Origin of the sequence: Protofrankia sp. Cas4, assembly GCF_963555915.1 — a bacterium.
Taxonomy (GTDB): Bacteria; Actinomycetota; Actinomycetes; order Frankiales; family Frankiaceae; genus Protofrankia.
The window spans coordinates 1-22,811 of the sequence record NZ_CAUVXL010000137.1 but is presented as its reverse complement, the minus strand read 5'-3'; the positions used below and the strand labels follow the sequence as shown (position 1 = coordinate 22,811).

Here is a 22,811-nt window from a genome sequence, read left to right as displayed (position 1 = left end):
TGTCGATCGGCGCGATGATGGGTCTGTCGCTGGTACTGATCAACTGGTTCGCGGCCAACACCGACATCCCGGTCGGCCTGGTCTGCCTCGGCGCAGTGCTGGTGTGCTGTCTGGTCGGACTGGTCAGCGGCTTCCTGGTGGTGCGGCTCCGGGTCAACTCGCTGATAGCCACCCTCGGCGTGAGCCAGGTGCTCACCGCCGTGGGCCTGAAGGTCTCTGACAACCGCCAGATCACCGGCGCGTTCTCCGACCGGTTCGCGACGCTCGGCAGCACGAACCTGCTGGGCGTTCCGGTGGTCGTGCTCTACCTGCTGGCGCTGGCGGTCATCCTGTGGTTCGTTCTGGAGCACACGCCGGTCGGGCGCTACCTGTTCGCGGTCGGCAGCAACCCGGAGGCCGCCCGGCTGGCCGGCCTGCCGGCGGAGCGGCTCGTCTACGGCTCGCTCATCGCCTCCGGCGGGGTGGCCGGGATCGCCGGCGTCATCTACGCGATGCGGGTCGGCGTCTATACCGCGGACTCCGGTTCAGGTCTGCTGTTCCCCGCGCTGGCAGCGGTGTTCTTCGGGGCGTCGCAGTTCTCCCGGCGGCCCAACGTGTGGGGCACGCTGGTCGCATATTTCGCGCTCGCGTTCGGTGTCAAGGGCCTGCAACTGGCCTTCGGGCCCGGCACCTTCTGGATCCAGCCGCTGTTCCAGGGCGTGGCCCTGCTGATCGCCGTCGCGCTGGCGAGTCGACAGGTCGCCCAGACCCGGCGCAGCCGGCGAACGCAGGCGGCGGCTGCCGAGTCCGAGTCCACGTCCGGGTCCGAGTCCGGCGCGCAGCCTGAGCCCGTCGCGACCGGCGAGCCACGTGCCCCGGCTCCGTGACGCCGTGTCCCTGTTGCCGGTTGCTCTCAGCGCAGTCGCTTTCAGTGCATCGGAACCTTTTTCTGCAGATATCTCCCCTACCGGATCGGAGTACCTTCGGTGATCAGTACGTCGGACAATTCCTCGACATATCCGATTTCGGCGGAAACCGCACGGCAGCTGGCACGCCCCCTGTTCGGTCACGTTATCGACGGTGAGGTCGTCCCGGCTGCCGACGGAGCGACGATGGCGGTCGTCGATCCCGCGACGGAACGGCAGGTCGCCACCGCCGCTGCCGGCTCGGTGGCCGACGCCGAACGGGCCGCACAATCTGCACGCGCAGCCTTCGATGACGGCCGGTGGCGGTTCCTCCCGCCCTTGGAAAAAGAACGCCGGATGCGCAGGCTCTCCAGCCTCCTGACGGAGCGGGCGGACGTCTTCGCCGAGATCGATGTGATCGACGCGGGCTTGCTGCGCTTCTATGAGGGCTTCATCGTCCAGTTCGCGGTCGACGGTATTGACTACTACGCGGGCTGGCCCTCCAAGCTTTCCGGAACGATCCCGTCGGTACCGTCGGACCTGGCCGTGTATCAGCACCGGGAGCCGATCGGCGTCGTCGGCCTGATCACTCCGTGGAACGGGCCGACGGCCGTGTTCGCCTCGGTGGCCGCCGCCATCAGCGCGGGCAACAGCGTCGTGCTGAAGCCGGCCGAGCAGACCCCCATGTCGGCGGTTCTCATGGCGGAGCTGGCGCTCGAGGCGGGGATTCCGCCGGGGGTCTTCAACGTCGTTCAAGGTGTCGGTGAGGTCGTGGGCGCCGCACTCGTCGCCTCTGCCGACATCGACGCCCTGTCGTTCACCGGGTCCGTGGCGACCGGTTGCGCGATCCAGGCGGCCGCCGCCGCACGGGTGAAGCGGGTGAGCCTCGAACTCGGCGGCAAGAGCCCGTTCATCGTCTTCCCCGACGCCAACCTGGAGGCCGCCGCCGCAGCGGCCATGGCCGCGGTGTGGGGCGCATCCGGACAGGTGTGCACCGCGGGTAGCCGTCTGTTGGTGCACCGTTCCGTGCACGACAAACTGGTAAGCATGATCATTGAAGGGTCGCGTGACATCCGGCTCGGCTCGGGTTTCGACCCCAGTAGCCAGATGGGACCGCTGGTGTCCGCGGAACAGCTGGAGCGGGTGCAGCGCTACGTCGGCTACGGCCGTGACGAGGGCGCGGAGCTGGTGCTCGGCGGTGAGCGTCACGGCGATGTCGGCTACTTCCACCAGCCGACGGTGTTCACATCCGTGCGCAACGACATGCGGATCGCCCGCGAGGAGATCTTCGGGCCCGTGATGTCCGTGCTGGAGTTCGGCTCGGAGGAGGAGGCCATCGCCATCGCCAACGACACCGAGTACGGCCTGGCGGCCGGCGTGTGGACCAACGACCTGGGCCTGGCACACCGCATGAGCAGAGCGCTACGGACAGGCACGGTGTGGGTGAACACCTTCCAGATGGTCTACCCGACGGTGCCCTACGGCGGTGTGAAGTACTCCGGGCATGGCCGCACCCTGGGCGCGGCCTCTCTCGACGAGTTCACCCAGCTCAAGAGCGTGTGGATGAAGGTCGGGGCTTGACACGGCAGCGCCGCAGCAGACGTGGCACCCGCCGGGACGGCTGCGAAGGGAGCGAGCATGCGTACAGCGGCCGAGATTGAGGCTGGCTTGGACCGCGCCGACGTTACCGAGGTGCTTTACAGGTATGCGTCGTGTATCGACAAACGGGATGTCGACGGGATCCGTGTGACCCTCGCCGACGACCTGTGGGCGCAGTACGGCAACGCTGATCCCATCGTCGGCGGTGACGCGGTCGCCAATTGGATCGACGAAGGCACCCGGGAATGCGTCTGGCAGCATCATCTGCTCAGTGTTTACCATGTGGACCTTGTAGCGGATCACGCCACGGCGCTCATCTACCACACCTCGCACCAGGTGTTCCGCGCATCGCCGGAAACGGTGCACGTGCTCGTCGGCCGGTACCATAACCAGCTGCGACGCACAGCGGACGGTTGGAAAATCAGCAGGCTTCTTTTCGAGATTCTCTGGGGCGAGCGTCGGGTGGACTCCACTGGTTACCTCGCTGCCGTCGGCGGCAGCGGCCCCCAGGTGTATCCCCGTTGACGCGGCCGGACCGGTGAGATTCAGCTGAGGCCGGAAGGGACGATGATGCGGATCGGCCTGTCGGTATACGACATGGGTGCGCGTGACCTACTGGACCTCGCCGTGGCGGCCGACGACCTCGGCTTCGATGCCCTCTGGCTCGGCGAGCATCTCGTCCTGCCGTACGACTACTCCAGCGAGCACCCCACCCAGGGCGAAACGGCGCACCAGCATCACACCCGGCCGATCATCGACCCGGCCACGAAGCTGCTGGACCCGTGGTCGGCGTTGAGTGCCGCCGCAGCGCTCACGACGAGGGTGAAGCTCGCGACGGGCATCTACATCCTGCCGTTACGTCATCCGCTTCTGACAGCTCGTGCCGCCTGCACGACGCAGGAGATCGCTGCCGGCAGGTTCATGCTCGGGGTCGGAGCCGGTTGGCTGCGCGAGGAGTTCGCCGCCCTCGGCGTGCCGTTCGACGAACGTGGATCCCGCCTCGAGGAGTGCCTGGAGGTCCTGCGGTCGGCCTGGAGCGGAGGACCCTTCGAGCATCAGGGTACCCACTTCACGACCGGCAGGATCCAGGTCACCCCCCGGCCCGTTGCGGTGCCGCTCGTCCTCGGGGGGAACACGGATCGGGCGCTGCATCGCGCAGCCCGACTGGGGGACGCCTGGTTCAGTTCCGGCACGCCTTCCTTCTCCGACGCGGTACGGCTTCGCGACCGGCTCGCGGCACTGTGCGAACAGTACGGGCGCGCGATGATTGCCTGCTACTTCCGGTTGGAAGGCCAGGATCTGGAACTGGTGCCCCGCTACGAGGCCGAGGGGATCATCAACCTGGTCGTGTGGGCGGACCAGATATGGCGCGGGGCCGACCTGGCGCAGAAGCGAGCGTGTCTCGCCCGCGCTGCCGACAGATTCATGATCTGACGGCCGGTCAGCGGGTCAGCACGGTGCAGGCGCTGACCCCCGGCGCGCCGTAGACGTGGCTGAACGCCACCGTCGGGTTCGCGGGCACCTGTCGCGCCGCGGCGGCCCCGCGCAGCTGCAGGACGTTCTCGTACACCTGACGCAGACCCGACGCGCCGATCGGCTCGCCGTTGGCGAGGCAGCCACCGTCAGTGTTGATCGGAAGGCTGCCGCCGATCCCGGTGGCACCCGTTGCCAGCAGTTCCTCCTGCTCACCGTCTTTGCACAGGCCGCACTCGGCCATGTGACAGATCTCCGCCCCGGACTCGGTGTCCTGGATCTGCGCGACGTCGACATCGCCGGGGGCGACCCCGGCCAGCTCGAACGCCGCCCGGGCCGCGTCCACACTCGGGCTGTCAGCGCGTTCCAGCGCCAGCCACGGGCTGAACACCTCGAACGAGCCGAACCGGCGTGAACGTAGTACCGCGGACCGCAGGTACACCGGCGTGTCGGTGTACCTGCGCGCGCGGTCCGCCCGGCACAGCACGAGCGCGACTGCGCCTTCCCCCGGCGAGCAGAACATGTACTGCGTCAGCGGATGGCTCACCATCGTCGACGACATGATCGCTTCTTCCGTGTGCGGGATACGGCGCCACGCGTTGGGGTTCAGCGAACCGTTGTAGAAGGCCTTGACCGCCACCTTCGCCAGTATCGACGGACTGAGGCCGTACGTGTGCAGGTAGCGCTGCGCCTTCATCCCGAAGAACTGGGTCGTCAGCATGAGTCCGGTTTCGCCGTACCACTGCCCCAGGCCGACCGCCGCGGGGTCGGTGTCGAAGGCACCCCGCGGATGCTTGTCGAAGCCGATCACCATCCCGAGTTCGTACGCGCCCGACCTGATGGTACTGTCTGCGTTGATCAGTGCGCTGCCGCCCGTCGCGCATCCGTTGGCCACGTTGATGAACGGGATGCCGGTCAGCCCCAGGTCCGAGACGAGCGAGTCGGCGGCCCCTGCCGCGAGGCTGCCGCCGAAGGCGAACTGGATGTCGGGCCATTCCAGGCCCGCGTCAGTCAGCGCAGCCCGGGCCGCGTAGGCTCCCTGCGCCCGTCCGCTAACCCCCTCGTGTCGCCCGAACGGATGAATTCCGATGCCCACGATGGCGACATCCACGGCGCACTCCTTTGTGGTTACTTGTGGTTACCCAGGTTCGGGGTCTGGTTTCCGTCTGATCCCCGTTCCGGGTCACCGGATCGGACGGGGGAGAACGCGTAGGTGAGGACCTGGGTGCCGTCGTCGTCGTGACACAAGGGCACGAGGACCAGCTCCATCGGCTCCCCGATGTGCAGCCGCTGCGGGTCGTTTTCGGTCAGGACGGCCTCGACGATGACCGCGCCGGGAAGCTCCACGTATCCCACGCCGAAGGGCGTGAACGGCTCCGGACCGGCGTAGGGCGGTTTGGGACGGAAACTCTGCACGGTGAAGGACCACAGTGTGCCGCTGCGGGGGAGAAGGCGGTCCGTCATGTCCATTCGGGTGCATTTCGGGCACGACTGCTGGCGCGGGAAGGTCGTCGTCCCGCACGACCGGCAGCTGCTCGCGACGAGGCTGGGCCCGTCGTCGCCCTCGACGAACAGTCCGTCGTCCACCGGCCGTGTCCGTACTACAGGTCTGCTCATCATCGGTCTGCCTCCTCGGCGGCGGGTACGTGTCCAGTGTGTTCACCCAACCGTGGCGCCCGCGTGGGAGCAACGGTCTGGAAGGACGAGAACCGGTAGGGGCTCGTCGGGACCAACGCGCTGAGATCGCTGTCGAAGGCGACCGTGGTGAAGAAGTTCCTCGCCTGCAGGTGCTCGTCGTCCAGGACATCCTCGGGGGCGTTGACCGGCCCGATCGGCAGCCCGCGCCGTTGCCCCTCGTGGTAGGCCGTCGTGGCGTCCTGCAGGAGGAACAGGCATTCGATGAGTTCCTGAATGTGTGCGAAGTTCTGCTGGCGGTGCGCCAGATCATCGTAGGCTGTGTCGGTCAGGTCCGCGGCGACGCCGAGGCTTTCCATCCATGCGACCAGCGCATCCCATGGCTTGCGGTCGGCGAGGATGAGCGCGAAGTAGACCCATCGGCCATCGGCGCAGCGGAACAGCGCCGGCTGTGTCGGCACGGGCTGGGCGTGGCGACAGGTCTGCCTGTGCACGAGGACCTTCGGGTAGAACCAGTATGGATTCGCCAGTTCCCCGCTGACAGCGAGCGACTCGTGCATGGACACGTCCACCAGCTGCCCCGCACCTGTCCGCTGGCGATCGAGTAATGCCAGCAGCAGGCCGCAGTGGGCGAAACTCGTCGCCGTGTGGTAACCTTGATTGCCGCCGGGGCGGATGGGCGGGATCGAGTGGTCGTCATAGCCGCAGCTGGCCAGCGGGCCGCCCGCGGCGAGTCCGACCAGATCGCAGGTGCGGTAGTCCGCCCACGGGCCGTCCAGCCCGAACGCGGTGACCGACAAGATGATCAGTTGCGGATGCGTGGCCAGCAGCTCGGAGTAGTCCAGGCCGGCCGCGGCGATCTCGCGCGGGCGCAAGGTGATGAGCAGGACGTCCGCGCCGACGAGCAGGCGGTGCAACAACGCCTGGTCCGATTCCGATCCGTCGGAGACCACGCTGCGCTTGCCGAAATTGTAGTACCAGAACGTCAGGCTCGTGTCGGCGCTGACGACGTCGTGCGCGAAGGGACCGATCCGCCGCGTCGGTGATCCCTGCGGTGGTTCGATCTTGATCACGTCGGCACCGAGCTCCACGAGGAGTCGTCCGGTCCCTTCACCAGCGGGGTCACCCGCCCACTCGACGACCGTCAGCCCCGAATACGGAAGCGGCGGGGAACCGGGTGTCCCGGTCTGGGACGTGGTCATCTCAGATCACACCCGCCGCGGCGAGGTCGGCCACTTCGTTCGTGGACAGGCCGAGGATGTCGCTGAACACGTAGGAGTTGTCCTCGCCGAGCAGCGGGGCTGACCGCCAGTTGTCCTGTTCGATACGGGAGAACGCCACCGGTGTCCCCTCGAAGCGCGCCGGGCCGATCACCGGGTGGTCCAACTCGAAGAACGTGCCGCGATGGGCAAGCTGCGGGTCGACCTCGTTGAGGTCGCGCGCGTCCTGGACGGCACCTGCACAGACGCCGTTGTCCTGCAGCAGTGTCATGACCTCATGCGGTGACCGCTGTCTGGTCCACTCCGCGAGGTGGGCGTCGAGCGCGTCAGCGTGGGCGAACCGGCTCGATCCGCTGGCGAAACGCGGGTCCGTCGTCCATGCGGGGTTGCCGATGGCTTCGGTCAGACGGTGCCAGTCGGTGTCGTCGAAGACTGCGACGGCCACCCACCGGTCCTCGCCGGCGCAGGGGTACACCCCGTGCGGGGCAGCCTGCGGGTGTTCCAGCCGGTTACCCGGGGGGAAGCCCGGCCGGCGGGTCGGTCGTGCGTTCACGGTGACGTCCAGCAGATCGGGACCGAGCAGGCTGACGCCGACCTCCACGGCGGAGGTGTCGATTTCCGTGCCCTTCCCGGTCGCGTTGCGATGCATGATCGCCATGAGCAGGGCCGCGCTGTTGTAGTAGGCAGCCTGGTTGTCCATGTAGGACAGACCCCAACCCGAGGGCTCCCGGTCGGGTAGGCCGCTGATGAAGGACAGTCCGCTGACCGCCTGCACCACCGGCCCGTAGCTGCGGTACGTGTGGTGCGGGCCGCTCTGGCCGAAACCGCTCATGTGGGCGTAGATGACCTCGGGGCACAGCGCGCGTAGTCGTTCGTAGGTCAGATTCCAGCCTGCCATGACGCCGGGAGCGAAGTTCTCCGTCACCACACTGCTTTGTGCGATGAGTCGTTCGGCCAGTTCCCGGCCCTCGACGGACCGCATGTTGATTGTCACGCCGAGTTTGTTGCGGCTGTAGTTGTTGAACAGTCCGCCCTTGTCCGGGTCGGGATCGGGATCCTCCGCGCCGAACGAGCGGGAGTCGTTCTTGTAGAGCGGTAATCGGCGGGGCATGTCCAGCCGGGTCCGGCTTTCGATCTTGATGACCTCGGCGCCGAAGTCCGCGAGCATGCGGGTGGCGACGGAACCGACGCCCATCCAGCAGAAGTCGGCCACGCGGATGCCCGACAGCGGCCCGCGTCGGGCCCGGGGCTGCCGTTGCACCAGCGACGGATGCCGAGCGTCCACCGTGTGACCTCCCTGTACGCGGGTGTGTAGCCGACTTTATTTCTCATGATGAAAAGCCGCAAGCCCCGGTTGCGACCGCTCTGGCCTGGCCTGCTCTGGTCTGCTCTGGTCTGCTTTAGCCTGTCGTCGACGGTGGAGATGGTGGTGACGCGGTCACCCGCCCAGCCGGCGGCGGGAAGGGGCGACATGACCCTTGTGGCTTTTCATCACGACGAATATTGTGCGAATCCGGCATGGCGCAGTCCACCGCAGTCCACCGCGGTCATGGCGCGAGCAATAGCCGATGACGATGCGCCGGCGGGGCGAACCGGGTGGAGAGGAGCCAGCGGTGACCGGTAGCCGGGAATGGCACCTGATGCGCCGTCCTGCGGGATGGCCGACGGACGACGATGTGGCTCTGGTCGAGGTCGACATACCCGACCCCGGCGCTGGTGAGCTCCTCGTGCACAACACCGTGATGTCGGTGGAACCGTACATGCGTGGCCGGATGAGTGCGGTGGCCTCGTATGTCGAGCCCTATGCGCTCGGCGCCCCGATGCAGGGACACGCGGTCGGCGAGGTGGTTGCGTCCGGTGTGTCCGCCATCCCGGTCGGCCGGCACGTGGTCCACCGGGCGGGATGGCGGGAGTACGCGCTGGTAGCCGCCGCGGATGTTGAACCCGTCGATGTTGAACCCGTCGACACGACCGGGTTTCCCGACTCCACGTACCTCGGTGCACTGGGCATCACGGGTATGACCGCCTATGTCGGGCTGCGCCACGTCGCCGCGTGCACACCCGGAGAAACCGTGTTCGTCTCGGCGGCGGCCGGTGCGGTGGGCGCCACGGTCGGTCAGATCGCCAAGGTCATGGGCTGCCGTGTCATCGGCAGTGCAGGCTCCGAGGAGAAGGTCCGCTTTCTCACCGAGGATCTGGGGTTCGACGCCGCGTTCAGCTACCGTGATCAGCCTGTGCGGGCGTCGCTCTCCGCGGCTCTCGCGCAGCTTGACACCGACGGTTTGGACGTGTATTTCGACAACGTCGGGGGAGAACAGCTGGAAGCCGCGATCCGGGTGATGCGCCCGTTCGGCCGCATCGCGCTCTGCGGGGCGATCTCCACCTACAACGCGACCGAGCCCGTACCCGGTCCACGCAACCTGCTGCTGATGATCTGGCGGCGGCTGCGGATGGCGGGTTTCCTCGTCGGTGACCATGCCGACCAGCGCGCCGCATTCACCGGTGACATGTCGCGCTGGCTGCGCGAGGGCGCTGTCCGCAGTGTCGAGACGGTTGTCCACGGTGGTATTGAGGCCGCTTGGCCGACCTTCCTGGCCATGCTCCGCGGCGACAACGTCGGGAAAATGATCGTGTGTCTCGACCAGTCCGCTGGTAGCGAATCGGATCACTGATCACCCTTGACAAGCTAGTTCGTTATAAGGAATCTGTCTCCAACCTCGCCTTCAGCCGTCGACGAAGGTGTGACATGCGGCCGGAATCGACCCGCCAGAGCGATGCGGACCGGCCGGTTGACAGTGTCACCGCAAGTCACTGCAAGTCACCGCAACCGATCCCCCCATGGCAGGAGGAGCACCGGATGACCACTGTGAAGACGTTCGAGGATGTCCGCGACCACATCAACGCGAGCGACACGCTCTACCGTTACTGTTCGACGGTCGACCAGAAGGATTTTGTAGGTTTACGCACGGTGTTCGACGACGACGCCCGGATGCGCTTCACCGCAGCCGGTACGTGGAGCGAGTGGGTCGAGGGCGCCGATGCCATCGTGGCCTGGGTCGACAAGATGACGGCGGACCGCGGCTTCCAACATCACCTTGTGTCTGTCTACCACGTCGACGTCGAAGGCGATCAGGCCTCGGCGCTCGCCTACCTCACCTCCCACCAGGTTGCCGCCGACGACCCCAACCAGGTTCTGCAGATGTCCAGTCGTTACCGCAACCGGCTGCGCCGCGACGGTGACGGTTGGGTCATCACCGAGATCCAACTCGAGATCGGCTGGATCGAGGTCCGGACGTTCGACCAGAGTCTGGCACTCGGCTGATGTCGGCGCCCGTACCCACACCCATGCCGGAGCGCGCGACGCCCGCCGGGTCCTGCCCGGTGGTCAACTACGACATCATGTCGCCGCGGCCGGTGCTGGCGGGCATCGGAGAGATGGCGCAGCTGCGTGAGGCGTCCCCCGTCTACTGGAACAGTTTCGGGGCCGGCTTCTGGATGATCACCCGCTTTGATCAGTGCCGCGAGGCCTACCAGAACCCCGAGGTCTTCGGTAGCGACTCGGTGATCGTCCTGGACCCGAACCCGGGTTACCGCTGGATTCCGACCAATGTCGCCCCGCCCGAGCACGGCAGGTACCGTCAGATCCTCAACCCGCCCTTCTCACCCCGTGCGGTCGCCCGGGCGACGCCCCGGATGCGCGAACTGTGCGACCGGACCATCGACGCCTTTCTCGACTCCGGTGGCTGCGAGTTCGTGGCCGACTTCGCGGCGGTGTACCCGACCCGGGTGTTTTTGTCGATCATGGGTTTGCCTGAGACCGATGACGCGTTGTTCGTCGAGTGGGTGGACACGGTCTTCGACGCCTTCACCGATCCTGAGGGCCAGGCCCGGACGATGGCGGCGATGGGCGCGATGACCGAGTACTTCATCGGTGTCGTCGCGGATCGGCGGGCGACGCTGCGCGACCCCGAGAGTGACTTCGTCAGCTATCTCATGACAGCACGTTATGAAGATAGACCGTTGCGTGATGACGAGATTCTGCAGATGTGCGTTGTGTTGGTGCTTGCGGGTCTCGACACCGTCAAGAGCCAGCTGAGCTATGCGTTCCACCATCTGGCGACGACGCCGGAGCACCGTCGACGGGTGGTGACCGAACCGGGGGTGGTGCCGACGGCGGTCGAGGAGTTCCTGCGGGCGTTCCCGATCATCCAGGATGGCCGAAAGATCACCCGTGACGTGGACTTCCACGGCTGCCCGATGAAGAAGGGGGACATGGCGCTGCTGTTGCTCGGTGCGGCCATGCGCGACCCGCGCTCGTTTCCAGACGCTGACCAGGTCGATCTCGACCGTGCGGTCAACCGGCACATCTCCTTTGCCGCCGGACCGCACCGGTGCCTGGGCTCCCATCTCGCGCGCGCCGAGATGGCGGTTGCGCTGGAGCAGTGGCACCGGCGGATCCCCGACTACCGGATCGCGGGCGGTGAGCCGGTGCTGGAGCGCGGTGGTGCGGCCGGGCTGGTCGCCCTGCCGCTGGTCTGGGACCGGTCATGACCGCCGATCCGACAACGGGGGAGCGGCTCACCGTGCAGATCATGGTCGACCCCACCCGGTGTACCGGGCAGGGCCGCTGCTATTCGCTCGCTCCGGAGGTGTTCGACACCGATGACGACGGTTTCTGCCTCCCCCGCGGCGTCACCTTCGTGGTGACCGCGGACCGGGCACAAGCGGCCCGGCTCGGCGCCAGTTCGTGTCCGGAAGACGCGATCACGGTCGCGGCCGGTCCGCCGGGGCCGGCGGTGGACGTCTGACATGTGAGGTACCTGGGTGGATCGGGCCGCGTGAGCCGGACGCGTGCGCCGTGGGTCGGCGCCTGGGCAGCACTCGATGGGGTCGCCCAGGTGGCCGGGCCAGTGCCTGCGGTAGCCGAAGTCGTTCGAGGCCGCAATGTGGACCGGTCTTTCCGTTCGGCGAGAGGAAATCGCGTCCGCGCTACATTTCCGGGACCGCTTGTCGGATTTCCTCATAAGAAATAAGGTATAGATCACATCAGAGTGCGGCCGGGACGCGCGTCGTGACATCCGGCGTCTCCCGAAGACCTCGAGGGGAGCGGCGTCATGGCCGGGACGGCAGTGACCGATGGCATCAGAGTGATCGACGCGGATACCCATGTGATCGAACCCGCTGATCTGTGGACGTCGCGGATCTCCACGGCGAAGTGGGGTGATCTGGTTCCGCACGTCCGCTGGGATGACGACCTCCAGGAGGAGGCGTGGTATTTCGGCGACGCGCGCCTGTCGGCCACCGCGGGCGGAGCGATGGCCGGTTGGGCGGAGTTCCCGCCGAAGCATCCCCGGCGCCTCGCCGACGTCGACCCGGCGCTGTGGAACGCCCCCGATCGGCTGCGCAAAATGGACGAGTACGGGATCTGGGCGCAGGTGCTGTATCCCAACGTGGCGGGGTTCGGTACCGGGAGGTTCCTCGGACTCAAGGATCCCGAATTGATGGTGCGCTGCATCCAGGCGTACAACGACTATCAGACCGACTGGGCGAGCGCGGACCCGTCCCGGCTGCTGCCCATGGCGGCGCTGCCCTTCTGGGATCTGGCGGCGAGCGTCGCTGAGATCGAACGAACAGTCGCGATGGGGCATCGGGGCGTGATCATGGCTCAGGAGACCGACTTCTTCGGTCTTCCGCTGCTCGGTGATCCGCACTGGGACCCGATCTGGGCGACCGCCCAGGATCTCGGCGTTCCGGTGAACTTCCACATCGCATCGGGCGACCTGTCCCTGATCGAGAAGAACTTCCCGGGTAACGGGATCCACGCGAACTACGCCTCGGTCGGGGTTTCCTTCTTCATGGGCAACGCCCGCGCCATCGCGACCGTCATCTGTGCCGGGATCTGCCACCGCTTCCCGAGGCTGAATTTCGTCTCGGTCGAGAGCGGAATCGGCTGGCTCCCCTACGCCCTCGCCGCTTTGGACTGGCAGTGGAGGAACTGCGGCGTCCCGATCGAACACCCCGAATACGACCTGCTGCCCAGCGAGTACTTCCAGCGCCAGATCTTCGGCTGTTTCTGGTTCGAGCGGGAGACCGCCCTGCAGGCGATCGAACTTCTCGGAGCCGACAACTTCCTCTACGAGACCGACTTCCCGCACCCGACGAGCATGTCGCCCGGCCCGGCGAGCGCGGCGATCCGGCCGGACCTGTTCGTCGCGGAGGCGTTCGCGCAGCTGCCCGGCGACGCGCTGCGCAAGATCCTGCACGACAACGCCGCCCGCATCTACCATCTGGACTGATCCGGCCCGACCGGGCCCGCCGTCGGTGGGCGCGGAGTGCGAGTTGGTTCGGGCCGTCCGCGTGCACACATGATAGTCAACAATGTTGACGAGCCTCGTTCGCGATTTGATCTTCAGTGGCGCCTGTTCCTTGTGCACGAGTCGACCGGCCTGCTTTGCTGACGGAAAACTGACGATTCTCGGCCAGATCCGCGGCGGGTCTCCTTTGGGCGACGCCGGCCGGTATGAAGGAGGTTCACGTGTCCATTGATCTTGGCCATGACCCGGTGGTCAGTGAACTCGCCAGACGCACTGCCGAGTTCGTGCGCAGCGTCGTCGTCCCCGAGGAGGAGGCGTTCGCAGGCGTGGCCGCGCGCGGCGGTGACGCGATGCGGGCGCGGCTACAGCAGGCGGCGAAGGACGCGGGGCTCTTCGCCCCGCACGTGCCGGCGCAGTTCGGCGGGCACGGCCTGGACATGCGCGGACGCGCACCCGTCTTCGAGGCGGCGGGCTACTCGCTGTTCGGCCCGCTGGCACTGAACATCGCCGCCCCCGACGAGGGCAACATGCACATGCTGGAGGCCATCGCGACGGCTGAGCAGAAGGAGCGGTATCTGCGGCCGTTGGCAACGGGCGAGGTGCGGTCCTGCTTCGCGATGACCGAGCCCGCGCCCGGAGCGGGGTCGGATCCGACCGCTCTGACCACGCGCGCTGCAAAGGAGCCGGGCGGCTGGCGGATCGACGGCCGTAAGTGGTTCATCACCGGCGCGGACGGTGCCGCATATGCGATCTGCATGGCCCGCACATCGGGCGAACCGGGTCACCGCGGTGGAGCGACGATGTTCCTCGTCGACGCGGACAACCCCGGAATGAAGATCGTCCGTCATGTCGAGACCCTCGACGAGAGCCTGTACGGCGGTCATTGCGAGATGCTGTTCGACGGCTGCCTGGTGCCGCACGACGCGGTTCTCGGCGAGGTGGACAAGGGTTTCGACTATGCCCAGGTTCGCCTCGGGCCGGCGCGGACGACCCACTGCATGCGTTGGCTGGGGATCGCCGCCCGGGCCCAGGATATCGCCGTGGCCCGGGCGGCGGACCGGCGGCTGTTCGGTTCCCGGCTGGCGGAGCTGGGCATGGTCCAGGCGATGATCGCGGATAATGAGATTGATATCGCGGCGTCCCGCGGGCTGGTCCTGCAGGCATGCTGGGAACTCGACCAGGGTCGCTCCGGGGCTCAGTCGACCGCGGTGGCGAAGACGTTCACCGCCGAGGCCGTCTGGCGGGTCGTCGACCGTTCGCTGCAGATCTGTGGTTCCCTCGGTATCTCCGGGGATGTGCTGCTCTCGCGCTTCCTGCGCGAGGTCCGCCCGTTCCGTATCTATGACGGGCCGTCGGAGACCCACCGCTGGGCGATCGCCCGTCGTGTGGTCCGCCGTCACCTCGACAACCATGCGAGCGCGTCATGACGATCGTAGCGTCTGCCGGCTAGCGTCTGCCGGCCGGCTAGATGATTTTTCGAGGTTTGTGCGACGGAAGAGTCCTTGTCGATCGCACAAACCTCGAAAGATCGCGTAGGCGTCGGTTCACCGACCTTTGATGTCGAGGAAATAGTCGAGAAGACGCCAGGTCGTCCGGTCGACCACACCGGTGACTGCCACCGCCGGGTCGTTCAACCGGCAGAATTCCTGGAAATCACGGAACGCTTTTTCCGTCAGCGGGCCGAAGGCGCCGTCCGGGGAGAACAGGCGATTATCGCCCTCCCGGCCCGTAGCGATGTTGAGCGCGTTCTGAGCGGTCGTGACCGGGTGGCGCAGATCCGGGAACACCCCTGACTCGCCCTGGTCGAGGGACCCGCGCGCGCTCGTCGGGAAGTAGGCGAACCGGTTCGGCGAATTCTGGGGGGCGAGCGGGAAGCGCGGGCCACCGCTGAACATCGACTGCCAGTTCACGCATCCAACGATGAGTATACCGCCGGCCAGCCAGGTTCTGCGTAGTACCTGATCGTTTCCGACGTTACCTTCGACCGTGGCAATATTATTGCCGGTGCGTTCGACGACCAGGCCATGGGCTCGCGCCCAGGACCAGATCGTGGTGACCGTACTTCGTGTGATTGTGGCCATCCCCGGCGTAGCCGACCTCCGCCAACGCATGCTCGACCAACTGTTGCACAGCCGTCATCGCTGACTCCTTTTCGGCGACGCCGTGTTGGCGGCCGGGACCGATGGTAAGGATTCGACCGAAGACGATGCCAGAACCCCTGCCAGAACCCCTGCCAGATGAGACAAGACGTACCCCGTCGATTGGCCTGTTTCCTCATCGGTATCACCGTGCGTGCTCTGGCGGCCAATGTATGTCGGTACTCTGCCGCCGCGCTCGATCCACTGCCAGCGGTGTTGATCTGATTTCTCTGACCGGCCGGCCGGATGATTGACACGCATAGTAGTCGACATGCGTCGAGATTCGCGGAAAATGGCCCTTGCGGTCACAGCGTGTAGTTCGCTACCGTGGCCGGGCTCTCAGCAACACCGGGCCGAACGCCGAGTTCTGCCCTCGGTCCGGTGTTCCCTTCTAGTAATCACCAGGGCAGCAGCGGGGGAACCAGGACTTGGCGGACGTCGCCCTTGTGGCGCCGTCCTCGGGGTGAAGTCGGCCGCGGATCTCCGCGCTGACCGGGCTTCCCGGCCCGAACCCGACAGCTAACCTCGCAGGCGTACGGGAAGGATCATTGTTGCCTGCATATCAGGCGTGTGCAGATTCTGCTGACGGGGTTCCGTCCGGACACGGTCGCCACCGTGCACCGACCGCCAGGTCCAGCTTCCGCCGCCGGTCCGCACGTGCGGTGGTTGCCGCCGCGGCCACCGGGACCGTCGCTCTGACCGCTTTTGCGGCCCCCGCACTGGCGAACGACGCCGGGGCTGACAGTCCGGCCGGCTCGACCACTGCCACCACTGCCACCACTGCCACTGCGCAGACCTGGGCCGGTGACACCGCTGCCGGTGACGCCGGGACCGCGCCCTCGGCGTCCGATTCGCCCTCGGCGTCCGACCCGGCGTCGGCCGCTGGTTCGGCGTCGGCTGCTGGTTCGGTGTCGGCCCAGACTGGCGGCCTCTCGGCACCGCCGGACAGTGCATCGTCGCAGCAGGACGGTTCCGCGGCGTCCACTGCCAGTCTCGGTGAGAAGATCGTCTATTTGGCATCGAAGCAGGCGGGCAAGCCATACGTGTGGGGCGCCCAGGGTCCGAACTCCTTTGATTGTTCCGGGCTTGTCCAGTACATCTACAAACAGCTCGGCCGGAGCGTGCCGCGAGTGACCGACGCCCAGTACGCGGCGTCGCAGAAGATATCGCGGGATGCCAAGCAACCCGGTGATCTCATCTTCTTCGGGCAGCCCGGAAACATCCATCACGTGGCGATTTACGCCGGGGCCGACATGATGTGGGCCGCTCCCCACAGCGGAACCGTCGTCCGGCTTCAGAAGATTTATTCCACGAGTTATCTCGTTGGCCGCCTGGGGTGACCTGGCTCGACTGTTAACAGACATGCGACCCGTCATGGCCGGGCTGCCGCGTGCCCCACCGTGGGCATTCCGCCAGCTTGGCTGTGACGGGTGCGTCCGCGCGGCGCCCATGAGCCGATCGACGATACTGAAGTGAGATATCTGATAATGACCAGGGGAAGGCACAGAAAGCAGTCCCAGTACAATCGCGGCGCGGTGGCTGCCACCGCCGGTGTCATCGGCGCGACGGCGGGAATGATGCTGACCGCGGGTCCGGCGAGCGCGAACCCCACCGCATCGCCCGGTGCCGGTACGGCGCCTGCGCCCGGCACGAGTTCTGTCGCTGCGACACCTGTTCCCGACGCTTCCATCGCCGGTGCCGGCAGGAAGGCGGGACTTGGCGGTTGCGACGGGAAGCCGCTGCAGACCTGGGTCGCGGTCGCGCTGGCCGAGTCCGGCGGCAACGCGAACGCGCACAACCCCAATGGCGAGGATTCCCGGGGACTGTGGCAGATCAACATGCGGGCGCATGCGGGCTGGGTCGGCGGGGCAGATCTGTTCGATCCAGCCATCAACGCCCAGGCCGCCAAACGGGTGTGCGACATGCAGGGCATCGGAGCATGGAGCACGTACACCAACGGGTCCTACCGCGTGTACCTCGGGCGGGCTGCGGCAGCCGCCACCGAGGCAGCTGGTGATGGCGCGACAGGCACTTACCAGGCCGATCCCACCGGCCCAGGTGGTCCTACTGGGCCGGTCAGTACACCGGTTACACCGGTCACTACGCCGGACCGGACCGCTGCGGCCGACGTGGCGCCGGCACGACGGGTCGCCGATCCGGTGCCCCGAGCGCGGGAAGTCCGCTACACCCACCGCGGGCGTCCCGGCGTGCGCCAGATTCAGCGAGCGCTGACCGGACGTGGCTACCCTGTCGTGGCGGACGGAAAGTTCGGGCCACATACCACAAATACGGTGAAGGCATACCAACGCCGGCACGGACTTGCGGCCGATGGCGTGGTCGGGGCGCGGACCCGCGCTGCGCTGTTCTCTTTCACCGCGTAGGTCCCATTACCGGATAGGTCATCAGATTCTGTCTGTATTGTCGCGGAGAGCAGCGGATTTCAGCGCATCCGTCGGGATGCATTTGAACGGCTTCGTGACCCACTGGCATGTCAGGAGCACAAATAATAACAAGGCTTTTCCAGGTAAATTATGCTGCGGTCGACATCGACCCCGTCTCCGTATTTTTGCATCATTCTGCGTTTGGCGGCAGGACCATCATGATTTCCGGTTGACTCCTGGTGTGGGTGGCATAGATTTATGCCTGTAAATGACATCTCGATGTGGAGGTGATCGAATGGAGCAGCAGCAGGCGCAGCAGGTGGAGCAGTATCTGCGGCAGAACTGGCAGGAGATCCGGCACCAGATTCTCGACCAGTTCGTCCAGGTCAGCACCGCTGATCTCGAAGCCGCTTCCAGCGTCAACGATCTCGTGCGGCGGATCGCGGACAGGTCGCATTACACCGAGCCCTACGTCGAGGCCCGCCTGCGGGAACTCGTCGGCGTCGCAGCGGGGGTCGGCCAGTCGGCGCAGGCCGAGGGCGGGGCCGAGCAGGCGACCGCCGAGGACCAGCGGAGCACCGAGGCCGCGGGCGAGGAGCAGGCCGAACCCCTCGGCGGATCACGGCAGGCATTCGGCGGATCGGAGCAGCCTGCGGATCCTGGGTGAGATCTGATTCCGGCTGGGATCGGCACGCGGCAGGACCGGGTCCGCGGCTATGCGGCACAGGCCGCGTCCGGAACATTTCGGGCGTGGCCGCCGCGGCCTGTGCCATCATGGTGCCCACACCGCGTTCCCACCGTGCCCCCAATCGTGCGGTCACGTGGACGACATGTCCGGCCTCGGGGCTATGCTGCTTTTCTGATCACTATAGTGACCTGTAAGGTCACGAATAGCAGCAGGCATTCGGGGGGCTTCGGTTGCTACGAGGCAGCCATCATCACCGCGTGACAGACGCGGCGGGCGTTGCTGTGCGGCCCCCGCGTCGATACGAGCCGCAGTCCATCAGTTCCGATTTGTTCAAGCTCGGTTTGTTCATCGCCCGCATCCTCGTGCCCGGCCGAGTGGCCACTTCCGACGTCGCCGCCGACGCCGTCGACGGTGTGCTGGACCGCACCGGCGTGAATCTCGTGCGGGCCAGCCTCGCCGACGATCCGCGTGTTCGTCCGGCAGCGCTTGTCTGGTATCGCTACCTGCGATCCGGCGCGGGCTCGCATCCCACGACAGTGCCCCTTGATGACTGGCGCGATCGAAATTCCGCTTCTTGATCTACGCCCTGTTTCCGGGTGTTTTTAGTCAACAGTGTTGACGACCTTTTGCCGCCAATTGGATCTTGAGATCCGTACGGCAGGCGCATCCCGATCTCCGATCCGGTAGTATGTCATACGTTTCATCCCGTGATTAGGTGAGGATTGCCGCATGGATGTCGGGGATCAGGTTGGGGATCTGTCGGGTGTCGATGAGACGGGCGCGGTGCTGCACCTGGCCGGCCTGCTGGCCAAGGGTCCGCTGGTGGTCTTCTTCTACCCGGCGGCGATGACGTACGGCTGTACCAGGGAAAGCTGTCATTTCCGCGACCTGGCCGGTGAGTTCGCCGCGTTGGGCGCCGGCATCGTCGGGATCAGTGCCGACGACGTCGCCAAGCAGGCCGCGTTCAGCGCGAAGCATTCGCTCGGCTTTCCATTGGTCGCAGACACCGACCGCACGATCGCGCAGGCGTTTGGCGTCCGGCGCAAGGTGGGCCCGAACAAGCGCGCCACGTTCGTCCTGCGCACGGACGGCACGGTGCTTGCGCGCATCGACTCCGAGCTGTCCATGAGCCGGCACGCGGACACCGCACTGGCTGCGCTGCGCGCCGACGCCGCGTAAAGGGCCAAAGGCGAGGGGACCGGGCTATCCCGGGGATTCGGCGGTGGCGGTGCGAGCGCTGGTGGCAGCGGTGGTGCGCAGCCTCACTTCCCGAAGAAAGAACGAAAGCGCGAAGGCGACGAGTCCGATCAGGATCGTCCACAGGTAGGCGCGGTCCATTCCATGGGTGAACGTCTGGCGCGGTCCTTCACGGGGGCCGTAGTGTTTGATGTTGTCGGCCAGATGCGAGCGCTGGTAGGCGATGATGATCGCGCCCAGGCTGGAGGCGCCGACCGCGCCGCCGAGTGTCCGCAGGAACGTGACGGCAGAGGTAGCGGTGCCGAGATCACCGATGGCGACCCCGTTCTGCGTGGCCAGGACGGTGTTCTGGATGAATAGACCCAGGCCGAAGCCGGCGACGAACAGCATGGCGGAGAGAACCCAGCCGTTGGTGTCGACGCGGATGAGGGCGAACAGGGCCATGCCCGCAGTCATGACCCCGGTGCCGACGACGATGAAGATCTTGTATCGTCCCAGCTTCGTCACCAGCCGACCGGAACCGATCGAGGTGATGAGCATGCCTGCGAGTAGCGGCAGTAGCCGCAGGCCCGACAGCGTGGGGCTGATGCCGCGCACCAACTGGAGGTACTGCGGCAGGAAGATGATCGCGCCGAACATGATCGCGCCGGTGACGAGTGACAGCGTGCTGGTCACGCGGAAGACCGCGTTGCGGAACAGCCGCAGGGGCAGTATCGGTTCGGCCACCCGCCGTTCCCAGCCGAGGAATCCGACGATGAGTGCGAGCCCGACGATGGCGAGGATCCAGATCGTCTCGGTGATCCGTGCCTGCTGCCCGGCGTCCTGCACGGCGATCAGGAACAGCGACACCCCGCTGACGAGCAGCAGGGCTCCGAAAATGTCCAGGCGAGCCCTACGCCGCACATAGTCGATCGTCAATACCCTGTGTATGACGATGAGCGTGATGACGCCGAGGGGGATGTTGATGTAGAACACCCAGCGCCAGGACGCCTGGTCGACCAGGAAGCCTCCGATCAGCGGGCCGAGGATGCTGGCGGCACCGAACACCGCTCCGAAGTAGCCCTGGTACCTGCCTCGTTCGCGGGGTGAGATGACATCGCCGATGATCGCGAGCGCCAGCGAGATCAGGCCGCCGGCACCTACGCCCTGCACACCTCTGAATATGATCAGCTGGAGCATGCTCTGGCTGAGGCCGGCCAGTGCCGATCCCAGCAGGAAGATTGCAATGGCGATCTGAAAGATGGTCTTTCTACCGTAGAGATCACCCAGTTTGCCGTAGAGCGGAGTGCTCGCCGTTGAGGTCAGCAGGTAGGAGGTCACGACCCAGCTGTAGAGGTCGGGCCGGTGGAAGTCCTGGCTGATCCGGGTCAGCGCAGTCGAGATGATCGTCTGGTCGAGGACCGCGAGTAGTACGCCGAGCATCAGCCCGGACATGATGGTCGTGATCTGCCGCTGTGAGTACGGGGTGGTGTCTGCACCCGGTGCCGACGCCGATCCCGGAGGTGGCGCCTCGATGGTGGCAGTCATGAAGCGCTGACCTTTCCAGCTGCGAGTAGCCCATATTTGTTGCCGCATACAAGTTTACCATGGCGATCCGTTCCGGAGCCGTCGCTGATCTGAACCGGGCGCCCTGTTGCCGGGCGCTCTGAGGATCACACTCGGCGGTACGGGCGACGCTGCTATGATCATTGCGGGAAGAGGGATGGCTGCGCCGCACGCGCCTGATCGTCGGCCCGCCCATCATCACCGATCCGGCCTGACCCCACCTGTCGGTGCACAAGGGATGCTGCCCATGGCTACGACCAGCCACCACACCACGCTCATCATCGGCGGGGGAAGTGCCGGAATTTCCGTCGCGGCCCGCCTGCGCCGCGCCGGTAGCGTCGACGTCGGCCTCATCGACCCGGCCGAAACCCACTACTACCAGCCGCTGTGGACCCTCGTCGGGGGCGGGTGCGCACCTCTTGCGAGCAGCGCCCGCCCGCAGGCCGGGGTCATGCCCGCCGGCGTCGCCTGGATCCGCGACCGCGCCGAGACGATCGACACCGACAATCAGATCGTCACCACCGGTGGCGGTGCGCGGATCGGCTATGACCATCTCGTCGTCTGTCCGGGAATCCAACTCGACTGGACGACGATTCCCGGGATGGGGGAGGCCGTCACCACGCCGTGGGTGTCGAGTAACTACACCTACGACCTTGCACCCAAGACCTGGGAGATGATCCGCTCGCTGCGGTCGGGCACCGCGGTGTTCACGATGCCCGCAGGGCCGATCAAGTGCGGCGGCGCTCCCCAGAAGATCGCGTACTTGGCGTGCGACTTCTGGCGCCGGCACGGTGTCCTCGACGACATCCGGGTCGTACTCGTGCTGCCCACCCCCGCCCTGTTCGGCGTGCCGGAGTTCGCCGACGTGCTGGCGACGGTCGTGGCCCGCTATGGCATCGAGGTTCGCCTCAACAGCGAACTCACCGAGGTCGACCCCGAATCGCGCCGTGCGGTCGTCATCGACCATGCCACCGGCGTCACCGATGACATCGGCTATGACCTGATGCATCTCGTCCCCCCGCAGAGCGCACCAGACTGGATCAAGAAAAGTCCGTTGGCGGACCCGACCAGCCCGGCCGGGTATGTCAGTGTCGACAAGCACACGATGCAACACACTCGCTACTCCAACGTGTTCTCCCTCGGGGATGCCAGCAGCTCGCCCAATGCCAAGACCGGCGCGGCCATCCGCAAGCAGGCGCCCGTCGTCGTCGCGAACCTACTGTCGGTCATGAACGGCCAACCCGCCGCGCGACAGTACGACGGGTACGCCTCGTGTCCGCTGACCACTGCACGGAACAAGATGCTGCTGGCCGAGTTCGACTACACCATGCGTCCCCATCCGACGTTTCCTCCATGGTTGGTCAACGCCCAGCGGGAACGTCGCGACATGTGGTACCTCAAGCGCTACGGCCTGCCGCTGATGTACTGGAATCTGCTGCTCAAAGGCCGGGCCTGAAAGGTCACACCGGCCAAAGGCCGCGCGAGGATGGCTTTTTCGCGCGGCCTTCGGCCTGAAAGGTCACACCGGCCGAAGGCCGCGCGAGGATGGTTTGTTCGCGCGGCCTTCGGCCTGACGGCTTCTAGCCCAGGGCGTCCCCGGGCTGGATGCCCGCGAGGAGCGCCCGGACCTCGGCTTCCTGGTAGCGGCGGTGCCCGCCGAGGGTACGGATCGAGGTCAGTTTCCCGGCCTTGGCCCAGCGGGTCACCGTCTTGGGGTCCACCCGGAACATGGTTGCC

At 66.4% G+C, this 22,811-nt stretch carries 23 protein-coding genes and 1 riboswitch; of the genes, 16 read left to right on the top strand and 7 right to left on the bottom strand.

Annotated elements, in window-relative coordinates; translation table 11 throughout:
• From U9979_RS12895 to U9979_RS12880, 4 genes are all read left to right on the top strand, one after another.
• On the top strand, window positions 1-866 hold an 866-nt coding region (locus U9979_RS12895), incomplete at its 5' end, for an ABC transporter permease (RefSeq protein ID WP_322779571.1).
• 99 nt (window positions 867-965) lie between these two features.
• Window positions 966-2,465, top strand: a complete 1,500-nt coding sequence (locus U9979_RS12890; RefSeq protein ID WP_322767044.1) for an aldehyde dehydrogenase family protein — start codon at window positions 966-968, stop codon at window positions 2,463-2,465.
• 57 nt (window positions 2,466-2,522) lie between these two features.
• On the top strand, window positions 2,523-3,008 hold the full coding sequence (locus tag U9979_RS12885) for a nuclear transport factor 2 family protein (RefSeq protein ID WP_322754156.1): 486 nt from the start codon (window positions 2,523-2,525) through the stop codon (window positions 3,006-3,008).
• A gap of 42 nt (window positions 3,009-3,050) precedes the next feature.
• A complete protein-coding gene (locus tag U9979_RS12880; RefSeq protein WP_322779570.1) occupies window positions 3,051-3,917 on the top strand; it encodes a TIGR03619 family F420-dependent LLM class oxidoreductase in 867 nt (288 codons plus the stop codon).
• Window positions 3,918-3,924: 7 nt separating this feature from the next.
• Here U9979_RS12880 and U9979_RS12875 read toward each other — a convergent pair whose 3' ends face one another.
• Genes U9979_RS12875 through U9979_RS12860 form a run of 4 tightly spaced genes read right to left on the bottom strand, consistent with a single transcriptional unit; the run spans window position 3,925 to window position 8,096 of the window.
• Window positions 3,925-5,067, bottom strand: coding sequence for a thiolase family protein (locus U9979_RS12875; protein WP_322747113.1), 1,143 nt, complete (start codon window positions 5,065-5,067; stop codon window positions 3,925-3,927).
• 17 nt (window positions 5,068-5,084) lie between these two features.
• Window positions 5,085-5,573, bottom strand: coding sequence for a Zn-ribbon domain-containing OB-fold protein (locus U9979_RS12870; protein WP_322747114.1), 489 nt, complete (start codon window positions 5,571-5,573; stop codon window positions 5,085-5,087).
• A complete protein-coding gene (locus tag U9979_RS12865) occupies window positions 5,573-6,793 on the bottom strand; it encodes a CaiB/BaiF CoA transferase family protein (protein WP_322747115.1) in 1,221 nt (406 codons plus the stop codon). Before U9979_RS12865 ends, U9979_RS12870 begins: the two co-directional genes overlap by 1 nt.
• A 1-nt stretch (window position 6,794) precedes the next feature.
• Window positions 6,795-8,096, bottom strand: a complete 1,302-nt coding sequence (locus tag U9979_RS12860; RefSeq protein ID WP_322747116.1) for a CoA transferase — start codon at window positions 8,094-8,096, stop codon at window positions 6,795-6,797.
• A 289-nt stretch (window positions 8,097-8,385) separates the two neighbouring features.
• Here U9979_RS12860 and U9979_RS12855 point away from each other — a divergent pair, with 289 nt between their 5' ends.
• The 6 genes from U9979_RS12855 to U9979_RS12830 all read left to right on the top strand — a co-directional run bounded on the left by U9979_RS12855 (window position 8,386) and on the right by U9979_RS12830 (window position 14,552).
• A complete protein-coding gene (locus U9979_RS12855; protein WP_416210434.1) occupies window positions 8,386-9,483 on the top strand; it encodes an NADP-dependent oxidoreductase in 1,098 nt (365 codons plus the stop codon).
• A gap of 185 nt (window positions 9,484-9,668) precedes the next feature.
• The gene (locus tag U9979_RS12850; protein WP_322747118.1) at window positions 9,669-10,133 is read left to right on the top strand and encodes a nuclear transport factor 2 family protein; all 465 of its coding nucleotides are present in this window, start codon (window positions 9,669-9,671) and stop codon (window positions 10,131-10,133) included.
• Window positions 10,133-11,362 carry a cytochrome P450 gene (locus tag U9979_RS12845; protein WP_322779569.1) on the top strand — a complete coding sequence of 410 codons (1,230 nt, stop codon included), beginning with the start codon at window positions 10,133-10,135 and terminating at the stop codon, window positions 11,360-11,362. Before U9979_RS12850 ends, U9979_RS12845 begins: the two co-directional genes overlap by 1 nt.
• A complete protein-coding gene (locus U9979_RS12840) occupies window positions 11,359-11,619 on the top strand; it encodes a ferredoxin (RefSeq protein ID WP_322747120.1) in 261 nt (86 codons plus the stop codon). The genes U9979_RS12845 and U9979_RS12840 overlap by 4 nt, the downstream gene beginning before the upstream one ends.
• Window positions 11,620-11,925: 306 nt before the next feature.
• Window positions 11,926-13,107 carry an amidohydrolase family protein gene (locus U9979_RS12835; protein ID WP_322779568.1) on the top strand — a complete coding sequence of 394 codons (1,182 nt, stop codon included), beginning with the start codon at window positions 11,926-11,928 and terminating at the stop codon, window positions 13,105-13,107.
• Between the two features lie 239 nt (window positions 13,108-13,346).
• Window positions 13,347-14,552, top strand: coding sequence for an acyl-CoA dehydrogenase family protein (locus tag U9979_RS12830; protein ID WP_322767175.1), 1,206 nt, complete (start codon window positions 13,347-13,349; stop codon window positions 14,550-14,552).
• A gap of 117 nt (window positions 14,553-14,669) precedes the next feature.
• Here U9979_RS12830 and U9979_RS12825 read toward each other — a convergent pair whose 3' ends face one another.
• On the bottom strand, window positions 14,670-15,206 hold the full coding sequence (locus tag U9979_RS12825) for a peptidoglycan-binding domain-containing protein (protein WP_322779567.1): 537 nt from the start codon (window positions 15,204-15,206) through the stop codon (window positions 14,670-14,672).
• 446 nt (window positions 15,207-15,652) lie between these two features.
• A riboswitch (cyclic di-AMP (ydaO/yuaA leader) is annotated at window positions 15,653-15,811 on the top strand.
• A 114-nt stretch (window positions 15,812-15,925) separates the two neighbouring features.
• Here U9979_RS12825 and U9979_RS12820 point away from each other — a divergent pair.
• The 5 genes from U9979_RS12820 to U9979_RS12800 all read left to right on the top strand — a co-directional run bounded on the left by U9979_RS12820 (window position 15,926) and on the right by U9979_RS12800 (window position 19,511).
• Entirely contained in the window at window positions 15,926-16,603 is a 678-nt protein-coding gene (locus U9979_RS12820) for a C40 family peptidase (protein ID WP_322779566.1), read from the top strand.
• 195 nt (window positions 16,604-16,798) lie between these two features.
• Window positions 16,799-17,644, top strand: coding sequence for a peptidoglycan-binding protein (locus U9979_RS12815; protein WP_322779565.1), 846 nt, complete (start codon window positions 16,799-16,801; stop codon window positions 17,642-17,644).
• A 295-nt stretch (window positions 17,645-17,939) separates the two neighbouring features.
• Window positions 17,940-18,311: a hypothetical protein gene (locus U9979_RS12810; RefSeq protein ID WP_322747126.1), complete on the top strand. Its 372-nt coding sequence runs from the start codon at window positions 17,940-17,942 to the stop codon at window positions 18,309-18,311.
• Between the two features lie 278 nt (window positions 18,312-18,589).
• Complete coding sequence (locus U9979_RS12805; RefSeq protein WP_322779564.1) at window positions 18,590-18,910, top strand: hypothetical protein; 321 nt, start codon at window positions 18,590-18,592, stop codon at window positions 18,908-18,910.
• 151 nt (window positions 18,911-19,061) lie between these two features.
• Entirely contained in the window at window positions 19,062-19,511 is a 450-nt protein-coding gene (locus U9979_RS12800) for a peroxiredoxin (RefSeq protein ID WP_322747128.1), read from the top strand.
• A 24-nt stretch (window positions 19,512-19,535) separates the two neighbouring features.
• Here U9979_RS12800 and U9979_RS12795 read toward each other — a convergent pair whose 3' ends face one another.
• Complete coding sequence (locus U9979_RS12795; RefSeq protein WP_322779563.1) at window positions 19,536-21,056, bottom strand: MDR family MFS transporter; 1,521 nt, start codon at window positions 21,054-21,056, stop codon at window positions 19,536-19,538.
• 265 nt (window positions 21,057-21,321) lie between these two features.
• Between U9979_RS12795 and U9979_RS12790 the strand changes: the two genes are divergently transcribed.
• Complete coding sequence (locus U9979_RS12790; protein ID WP_322779562.1) at window positions 21,322-22,530, top strand: FAD/NAD(P)-binding oxidoreductase; 1,209 nt, start codon at window positions 21,322-21,324, stop codon at window positions 22,528-22,530.
• A 124-nt stretch (window positions 22,531-22,654) separates the two neighbouring features.
• Here U9979_RS12790 and U9979_RS12785 read toward each other — a convergent pair.
• Window positions 22,655-22,811 (bottom strand): BldC family transcriptional regulator (locus U9979_RS12785; protein WP_322779575.1); only part of this gene is annotated, 157 nt, incomplete at its 5' end.